This is a genomic window from Mycobacterium sp. (assembly GCF_040509115.1).
In the GTDB taxonomy this organism is placed as follows: Bacteria; Actinomycetota; Actinomycetes; order Mycobacteriales; family Mycobacteriaceae; genus Mycobacterium.
In genome coordinates, this window is record NZ_JBEVLO010000090.1 from 1 (window position 1) to 7,645 (window position 7,645).

8 protein-coding genes and 1 pseudogene are annotated in these 7,645 nt (G+C 66.6%); 2 read left to right on the forward strand and 7 right to left on the reverse strand.

Going from position 1 to position 7,645, the window contains the following annotated elements; all coding sequences use genetic code 11:
- The 6 genes and pseudogenes from ABW137_RS07565 to ABW137_RS07590 form a co-directional block, all read right to left on the reverse strand.
- Window positions 1-134 (reverse strand): annotated as a pseudogene (locus ABW137_RS07565) (haloacid dehalogenase-like hydrolase); the annotation flags it as partial.
- Window positions 134-1,684, reverse strand: a complete 1,551-nt coding sequence (locus tag ABW137_RS07570) for an arylsulfatase (RefSeq protein WP_526398481.1) — start codon at window positions 1,682-1,684, stop codon at window positions 134-136. The pseudogene ABW137_RS07565 and the gene ABW137_RS07570, both read right to left, overlap by 1 nt.
- Window positions 1,685-1,794: 110 nt before the next feature.
- On the reverse strand, window positions 1,795-2,877 hold the full coding sequence (locus ABW137_RS07575; RefSeq protein ID WP_526398483.1) for a 3-beta-hydroxysteroid dehydrogenase: 1,083 nt from the start codon (window positions 2,875-2,877) through the stop codon (window positions 1,795-1,797).
- 62 nt (window positions 2,878-2,939) lie between these two features.
- Window positions 2,940-3,152, reverse strand: coding sequence for an exodeoxyribonuclease VII small subunit (locus ABW137_RS07580; protein ID WP_526398485.1), 213 nt, complete (start codon window positions 3,150-3,152; stop codon window positions 2,940-2,942).
- The gene (gene xseA, locus ABW137_RS07585) at window positions 3,139-4,371 is read right to left on the reverse strand and encodes an exodeoxyribonuclease VII large subunit (protein WP_526398487.1); all 1,233 of its coding nucleotides are present in this window, start codon (window positions 4,369-4,371) and stop codon (window positions 3,139-3,141) included. Before xseA ends, ABW137_RS07580 begins: the two co-directional genes overlap by 14 nt.
- 60 nt (window positions 4,372-4,431) lie before the next feature.
- Window positions 4,432-4,998: a lipid droplet-associated protein gene (locus tag ABW137_RS07590; protein WP_526398489.1), complete on the reverse strand. Its 567-nt coding sequence runs from the start codon at window positions 4,996-4,998 to the stop codon at window positions 4,432-4,434.
- A gap of 78 nt (window positions 4,999-5,076) precedes the next feature.
- Between ABW137_RS07590 and ABW137_RS07595 the strand changes: the two genes are divergently transcribed.
- The gene (locus tag ABW137_RS07595) at window positions 5,077-6,081 is read left to right on the forward strand and encodes a 4-hydroxy-3-methylbut-2-enyl diphosphate reductase (protein WP_526398491.1); all 1,005 of its coding nucleotides are present in this window, start codon (window positions 5,077-5,079) and stop codon (window positions 6,079-6,081) included.
- 44 nt (window positions 6,082-6,125) lie between these two features.
- Here the strand turns inward: ABW137_RS07595 and ABW137_RS07600 are convergent, their stop codons facing one another.
- Window positions 6,126-7,364, reverse strand: a complete 1,239-nt coding sequence (locus tag ABW137_RS07600) for a DUF6542 domain-containing protein (RefSeq protein WP_526398493.1) — start codon at window positions 7,362-7,364, stop codon at window positions 6,126-6,128.
- A gap of 84 nt (window positions 7,365-7,448) precedes the next feature.
- Here ABW137_RS07600 and ABW137_RS07605 point away from each other — a divergent pair.
- A partial coding sequence (locus ABW137_RS07605; protein WP_526398494.1) for a GTPase occupies window positions 7,449-7,645 on the forward strand: 197 nt, incomplete at its 3' end.

The following is a 7,645-nucleotide window of genomic DNA, read 5'->3' on the forward strand; positions in this document are numbered from 1 at the left end:
GGCTTCTCACACCAGAGCGTGCCGTCGTTGTCGAAGACGGCCACCCGTTCCTCCGGTGGTACCTCGGCGGCGGCGCGCTCCACGAAGTCGACGAGCGCCTGCTTCGTGGGGCCGTCGTTCCAGGACTCCAGCATCAGTCCGCCGCGAGGAAGTCTTCGAGCTTCTTCACGATCTGGTCGATGCTGAAGCTGGCCGGTGGGTGCCGTGGCGGGAACTCCTTGAACGTGTCGAGGAACTGCGATGCCATCGCGGTCGCGTACATCACGAAGAAGTCGCGCCGGATGAACCAGTCGTAGTACGTGTTCGACGTGATGTCGGCGTACTCGAACGGATCCGTGCGCAGGTTGAACAGCTTCGGCACCCGCAGCGGCGTGAACGGCTCCGCCCAGATCTGCAGCGTGCCTTTGCAACGCTGCTCGGCGAACACGATCTTCCAGTTCTCGAACCGCATGGCGACCATCTCGGCGTCGTCGTTGAAGTAGAAGAAGCCGCGCCGCGGGCTGTGCTCGACCTCGCCCATCAGGTAGGGCAGCAGGTTGAACCCGTCGATGTGGACCTTGTACTCGGTCTGTCCGTCGGCACCTGCCTTGTGGCCTTTCTTCAGCTTCTCGCTGACGTCAGGGTCGCCAGCCGCGGCGAGCAACGTCGGCAGCCAGTCGTGATGCTGGATGATGTCGTTGGACACGCTGCCCGCCTTGATCTTTCCCGGCCAGCGGATCAGCTCCGGAATCCGGAAGGCGCCCTCCCAGTTCGTGTTCTTCTCGCTGCGGAACGGCGTGGTGCCCGCGTCGGGCCAGCTGTTGCGATGCGGCCCGTTGTCGGTGGAGTAGATGACGATGGTGTCGTCGGCGATGCCCAGTTCGTCCAGCGCGTCGAGGACGGTGCCCACGTTGCGGTCGTGGTCGACCATCGCGTCGTGGTACTCCGACTGCCACATCCCGGCCTGGCCCTTGCTCTCCGGCTTGACGTGCGTGTAGAGGTGCATGTGGGTGAAGTTGCACCAGACGAAGAACGGATTGCCCGCGTCGTGCTGCCGCCTGATGTAGTCGACGGTGGCATCGGCGATGTCGTCGTCGATGGTCTCCATGCGCTTGGCGGTCAGTGGGCCGGTGTCCTCGATGGTCTGTTTGCCTATCGCGCCGAACTTCTCATCGTCGGGTTCGGTGGACACCTCGTCGGTGGCCTTGCACTTGAGCACGCCGCGCGGGAGTGCCAACTCGTACAGCCGCGGGAACTGATCCTTGTGCGGGTAGTCGTACTGCTCTGGCTCCTCCTCGGCGTTGAGGTGGTACAGATTGCCGTAGAACTCGTCGAATCCGTGCACCGTGGGCAGGTATTTGTTCAGGTCGCCGAAGTGGTTCTTGCCGAACTGTCCGGTCGCGTAGCCGAGCGGCTTGAGCAGTTCGGCGATGGTGGGATCCTCGGCGGCCCAGCCGATGTCGACGCCGGGCACGCCGACCTTGCTCATCCCGGTGCGGTACACGCTTTGTCCACTGATGAAGGCGGCGCGACCCGCGGTACAGCTTTGCTCGCCGTAGGAGTCCGTGAAGCGCATGCCTTCGGTGGCGATGCGGTCGATGTTGGGCGTGCGGTAGCCCATCATGCCGTCGCTGTAGCAGCTGAGGTTCGAGATCCCGATGTCATCGCCCCAGATGACGAGAATATTGGGCTTGCCGCCAGGCATGATGAGCTCCTTCGCTCGAGGTTCGATCGACCGATTCGAACCGTGCGAGGGCAACGCTATGCGGCGGTCACCGGCTCTGTCAGCGCTTGAGCCATCTTCTCAGCTGATATTTACGCAGGCGCAGGTACGGCTGCACCGGCGCCCTTCAACTGCGCGTACAGCTCGGTGTAGTAGGGCAGGCAGTCGGCCATGGCGGCTTCGGTGGTGAACAGCGGTCGGTATCCCAGCTCACGCTCGGCCTTTGCGGTGGAGAAGAAGTTGTCCAGGTAAACACGTTCCACGGCAAGGGGTTCCAGCAGTGGTTGAGGCAGGCCGAAGCGGAAGTGCAGCCACTGCCACACCGACATCACCGCGTGGACCAACCGTCCCGACACGCGGAACCTGGGCCAGTGGTGGCCGCACGCCTCGATCACCGGTCGGGAGAACTCGAACATGTTGACCGGTTCGCCGTCGTTGATGAAGTACGCCTGGCCGGGCGCCGTGCCGCCGGGCACCAGGTGCTCGCCGGCAAGGATGAAGCCGTGAATCAGGTTGTGTACGTACGAGTTGTCGAGTCTCACGTCCTTGCTGCCGACGAGCACCTTGACGTGGCCCCTGAGCACGCTCTCGAACAGCTTGCGGAACATGGTCTGGTCGCCGCGCCCCCAGATGCCGCTGGGCCGGATGCTGCAGGTCAGCATGCCGGCCTGTCCGTTCTGGGTCAGCACGAACTTCTCGGCGGCTACCTTGGTCTCGGTGTAGAGGTCAGCGAATCGTGTTGTGTACGGCATCGTTTCGTCACCGCCGGCAATGCGTTGGCCGCTCATCACCACGCTGTTGGACGCGGTGTAGACGAATCGCTTCACGCCCGCCGATTGCGCGGCCTGGACGAGGTTCTTGGTGCCGCCGACGTTGACGGAGAAACTGCGCTCCCTTGCCGGGGCGGACCCGCCGCCCATCAGATCGATCACCGCCGCCGTGTGGATGACGGTGTCGACGCCCTCGACGGCCGCTGCGACGTCGTCGGTGTTGGTGATGTCGCCGACGAAGGTCTGGAGTCGGTCGTGCGGCTTCAGTGGTGACGGCGCCCGGTCGAACGAGCGGACCCGGTGGCCGCGCTCGAGGAGTTCGGTGACGAGGTTGCCGCCGACGAAGCCGGAGCCGCCAGTGACGAGCACGTGGCCGAGATCGGTGCGAAGCGTCGAGTCACCCATGGGGCGAGGATAACTGAAACGTGTTCCAGTTTCGACCCTTCAGCGGGCCATTGGTTGCGTTCTCAAGCTTCTTCGTCGTCGCGGGAGGCGAGCGCCTTCTCCACTTTCGCGCGCGCGCCCGCCAGGTGCTCTTCGCATCGTTTGGCCAGCTCCTCGCCCCTTTCCCACAGCTTGAGCGAGGCATCGAGATCGAGCCCGCCCTGCTCAAGTTGGCGGACGACCTCGACCAGCTCGTCACGGGATTCTTCGTATCCCATCCGACTAATGGGCTTCATCAGACCCCTCACTGATCGTTGTTATGGCACCGTCGGCGACCCGGATCCGCAACCGTGTCCCCGCGGGTGCGTCCTTCGTCGACCGCAGCACGGTCATGGAGTTGGAGACGATCTGCACCACCGAATAGCCCCGAGCCAGGGTTGCGCTTGGGCCCAGTGTCGCCAGCCGCGCCGACAGATGTTCGATTCGATCGGTCTCTGCGGTGAGCAGGCGGGTGACGTCCCTCCGCGCCGCCGCCCTGGCCCGATGGATCTCCTCGCCGCGAGCGGTCAATGCGGCCAGGGGTTGCGCCAGGACGGGACGGCTGCGGAGCTGATCCAGCGTGTGCTGCTCTCGGTGCACCCAGTTGCGCAGCGCCCGCGCGCTGCGCCTACGCAAGTCGCTCACCAGTGCCTGTTCGGCCGCCGCGTCCGGCACCACCCGCTTGGCCGCGTCCGTCGGCGTCGCCGCTCGCACGTCGGCGACCAGGTCGCACAGCGGGTTGTCCGGTTCGTGGCCCACCGCGCTCACCACGGGGGTCGTGCACGCCGCGATCGCGCGGCACAGCGTCTCGTCGGAGAAGGGGAGTAGGTCCTCGACGCTGCCGCCGCCGCGCGCGACGACGATCACGTCGACGTCGGGGTCGCCGTCCAGCTCCCGCAACGCCTCGACGATCTGGGGTACCGCATTGGGTCCCTGGACGACCGTGTTGCGCACCGCGAAGTGCACGGCGGGCCAGCGGTCCCCAGCCACCGAGATGACATCGCGTTCGGCGGCGGATGCCCGTCCGGTGATGAGGCCGATGGTGTTGGGCAGGAACGGGATTGGTCTCTTCAGGCGTGGATCGAAGAGGCCCTCGGCGTCGAGCAGCTTGCGCAGGCGATCGATGCGGGCCAGCAGTTCGCCGATGCCAACCGCGCGAATCTCGCTGATGCGCAGGCTGAACGAACCGTTGCGCGTGTAGAACTGGGGCCTGCCGAGCATGATCACCTGGGTGCCCTCCGACAGCGGCACCGGGGCGGCGGCGACCAGATCTCGTGGACAGCTCACCGACAGCGACATGTCGGCGGCGGGGTCGCGCAGCACCATCCAGGCCGTGGTCCCGCGCAGCTTCAATTCGGTGAGCTGGCCTTCGATCCACACCATGCCGAGCCGGTCGATGTACTTGGCGACGCGGGTGGCCACGGCGCGCACCGGCCAGGGATTGTCGGGGGACTTGCCCTGTTCGGGTTCAGTCACAGACGTGGGCGAGCGGAGCGACGGGGGTGTGCACGTGGGCGAGCGGAGCGACGGGGGTTATCACTTGGCGGACGCGCGGGTGATCCTGTTTGCCAGCAGGGTCTGGAACGGCGCCCGCGCCTTCGTCGTGCCCTCATAGGCCAGCAGTGTCTCGAGGTCGGCGACCTTGAGCGACGGCAACCGGGCCCGCAGCTGCGCCAGGGTCAGCGACTCGTAGTCCAGTTCGGCCACTATTCCCGGTGCCGACGCTGCGACCTTGGTTACCGGTCGTTCGTCGCGACTCTCGGGTTCCCCGGTGCTGTACAGGGCGAACCGGCCTTCGGTAAGGCGTTCGCCGTTGCGGGGCGGCTCGGCGCCGTCGTCACCGTCGAGGTAGTCGTCGACGTCCTCGTCGAACGTCGCCCACTCCGGGTGCTCGTCTCTGGGCGGAAACAGCTGGTCGAGCGCCTCGTCACCCTTGATGGCGAGACCCGCCAGGTCCTGCTGCATCTTCATCACGAGCTGTGCCACCTGGCTGACGACCGTCATCGGGTATTCGATGATCGTCTGAGGCAGTCGACGAGTTTCCTCCAGCGCGGTGACTGCAGCGCCAACCAGCAGACGGACTCCGTATGGTGCTGTTGCCATGCGTGCAAGAGTACGGCGGGACGGCGCACTGGTCGCGCAAGTGGTCGGGGCGGCCCTACGGAAAGTACCCTGAGGGACATGCCTCAGACGATCAACATGGGTATGCCCGGTGCGACCCGCTCGGTCGTCGCCCCGGTGACCGGCAAGCGGGTTCTCCTCGCTGAGCCCCGCGGCTACTGCGCGGGCGTCGATCGCGCGGTTGAGACGGTGGAGCGCGCCTTGGAGAAGCACGGCGCCCCCGTCTACGTGCGCCACGAGATCGTGCACAACGTGCACGTCGTGGAGACGCTGGCGAAGGCGGGAGCGATCTTCGTCGAGGAGACCAGCGAGGTGCCCGAGGGGGCCATCGTGGTGTTCTCCGCACATGGGGTCGCGCCGACGGTGCACGTGGAAGCGGCCGAACGGAACCTGCACACCATCGACGCCACCTGCCCGTTGGTGACCAAGGTGCACAACGAGGCCAAGCGGTTCGCCCGCGATGACTACGACATTCTGCTGGTCGGTCACGAGGGCCATGAAGAGGTCGTCGGCACCGCCGGTGAGGCTCCCGACCACGTTCAGGTCGTGGACAGCCCGGAATCGGTCGACAAGGTCACGGTCCGCGACGAGGACAAGGTGATCTGGTTGTCTCAGACGACGCTGAGCGTCGACGAGACCATGGAGACCGTCAAGCGCCTGCGGGAGCGCTTCCCGAAGCTGCAGGATCCGCCCAGCGACGACATCTGCTACGCCACCCAGAACCGTCAGGTCGCGGTCAAGGCGATGGCACCCGAGTGCGAGCTGGTGATCGTGGTGGGCTCGCGGAACTCGTCGAACTCGGTGCGCCTGGTCGAGGTGGCGCTGGGCGCCGGCTCGGACGCGTCCTACCTGGTGGACTACGCCGAGGACATCGATCCAACGTGGCTCGACGGCGTGACCACGGTCGGCGTCACCTCCGGCGCGTCGGTGCCCGAGGTGCTGGTGCGCGGCGTGCTCGAGCGGCTCGCCGAGTACGGCTACGGCACTGTCCAACCGGTGACGACCGCGAACGAGACGCTGGTGTTCACGCTCCCGCGAGCGATTCGGCCCAAGCGCAACGGCTAGGGCGTTTCTCCAGCCTTCTCTCAGGCCTTCAGGCACTCAGGCCTTCAGGCCTCCCACGACTCCGGAGCCGAGTGCCGAGGACGTCTCGGACGGGTGCGGTGCTCTGTGCGCTCGTCGCCGTCCTCAGTGCTGCGGTACCGCACCCGGGAAATCGGGTGGTGCGTCCCACCGCTGCTGGTGCGGCTCGTCGGGGGCGGCTCGTGGTTCTCGTACGGCTCGTAGTCCGTGGAGCGTGGCCGACGGGGCGTCCGTTCCGAACGGGTGGGTCGCTCGGAACGGTCGTAGGTTTCGCGGGGGGTCGAGCGTTCGCGGGGATTCGAGGGATTCGAGCGTTCGCGGGGTTCGGCGCGTTCGCGGCGGGGCCGCTCGGAGCGATCGGACGTGCCTCGGCGGTCCATGGGTGGCACCGGCCTGCGTTCGCGTGGCTCGCGGCCTTCGCGGGTGACGCGCGGCTCCCGGGGTTCCCGGCCCTCCCGCGGCTGGTCGGCTCGAGGCCGTCGCCGAGGTTCGGCCCGATCGACGGGAGGTGTGGTGCGCCTGCGGGGCCGATCCGGCACGGGTTCGATGATCTCGGTCTCGGGTGGGAGGGAATGGCGTGACCGCGACGATCCCGTTGCGGCGCCCGACGCGCGGCCGGTTCGCGTCGACGAGCCCGTTGCCGACCGGCGGGCGCGTGGTTCCTCGTCGGCGGTGGTGCGACTGGGGCGTTCGGTCGCGGGGCGACGACTGCGCCGTGGAGGGCTGGTCTTCGCCGCGGCGCCGACGGCCTCGGCGGCGGCGCCGTCCTCAGGCAGGTCGATGGCACTGGGTTCGGCGTCGGCGTCGGCGTCCGTGGCGATGTCACGCTTCGCCAGTGTCCCCAGATACCAGCGCACCATCCCGATCAGCAGGACCGCTGCCGAGGTGAAGAACATCAGCGGGAAGCGTTCGATCAGCGGATAACCGCAGTTGATCAGTGTGTCCTTGATGCCGGTGAAGGTGCTGCCGTGAAACACGAAGTAGGCGAACGGCACGGCGATGAACAGGATCAGCGGCGGCTGGATGACCGTCGTGAACAATCCGGATTGCCGGACGGCCAGAACGGCCAGAACGCAGCCCACGACATAGAAGCCGGCGAAGACGTAACTGAGCGCTCCGTTGCCCGTCCCGGCGTCGTAGGCGAACCCGACCGCAGCGAAGGTGGCTGCCAAGATCGTGGCCCCCCACCAGGGGATACCGGGCAAACGGGGCAGTACCGATCGATGGTCGGCGGCCACCGCCGACCGTCCGCGCAGTCCTGACACACGTCGACCGTACCGGCTGTGACCGAAAGTCGGCTGCCAGCACGCGCGGGCGCGCCCGGGCCCGACCCCTAGACTGTTCAATCCGTGGGCCTCAACCTTGGAATCGTCGGATTACCCAACGTCGGAAAGTCGACGTTGTTCAACGCGTTGACGCGCAATGACGTACTCGCCGCGAACTACCCGTTCGCCACCATCGAGCCGAACGTGGGAATGGTGGAACTGCCCGATTCCCGCCTGGCCCGTCTCGCGGAGATCCATTCGAGCGAGAAGATCCTGCCCGC

Excerpts from the sequence above, each read along its gene's own strand:
- ABW137_RS07570 (WP_526398481.1), bottom strand. The coding sequence starts at position 1,684 with ATGCCTGGCGGCAAGCCCAATATTCTCGTCATCTGGGGCGATGACATC.
- ABW137_RS07590 (WP_526398489.1), bottom strand. The coding sequence starts at position 4,998 with ATGGCAACAGCACCATACGGAGTCCGTCTGCTGGTTGGCGCTGCAGTC.
- ABW137_RS07580 (WP_526398485.1), bottom strand. The coding sequence starts at position 3,152 with ATGAAGCCCATTAGTCGGATGGGATACGAAGAATCCCGTGACGAGCTG.
- ABW137_RS07575 (WP_526398483.1), bottom strand. The coding sequence starts at position 2,877 with ATGGGTGACTCGACGCTTCGCACCGATCTCGGCCACGTGCTCGTCACT.
- ABW137_RS07595 (WP_526398491.1), top strand. The coding sequence starts at position 5,077 with ATGCCTCAGACGATCAACATGGGTATGCCCGGTGCGACCCGCTCGGTC.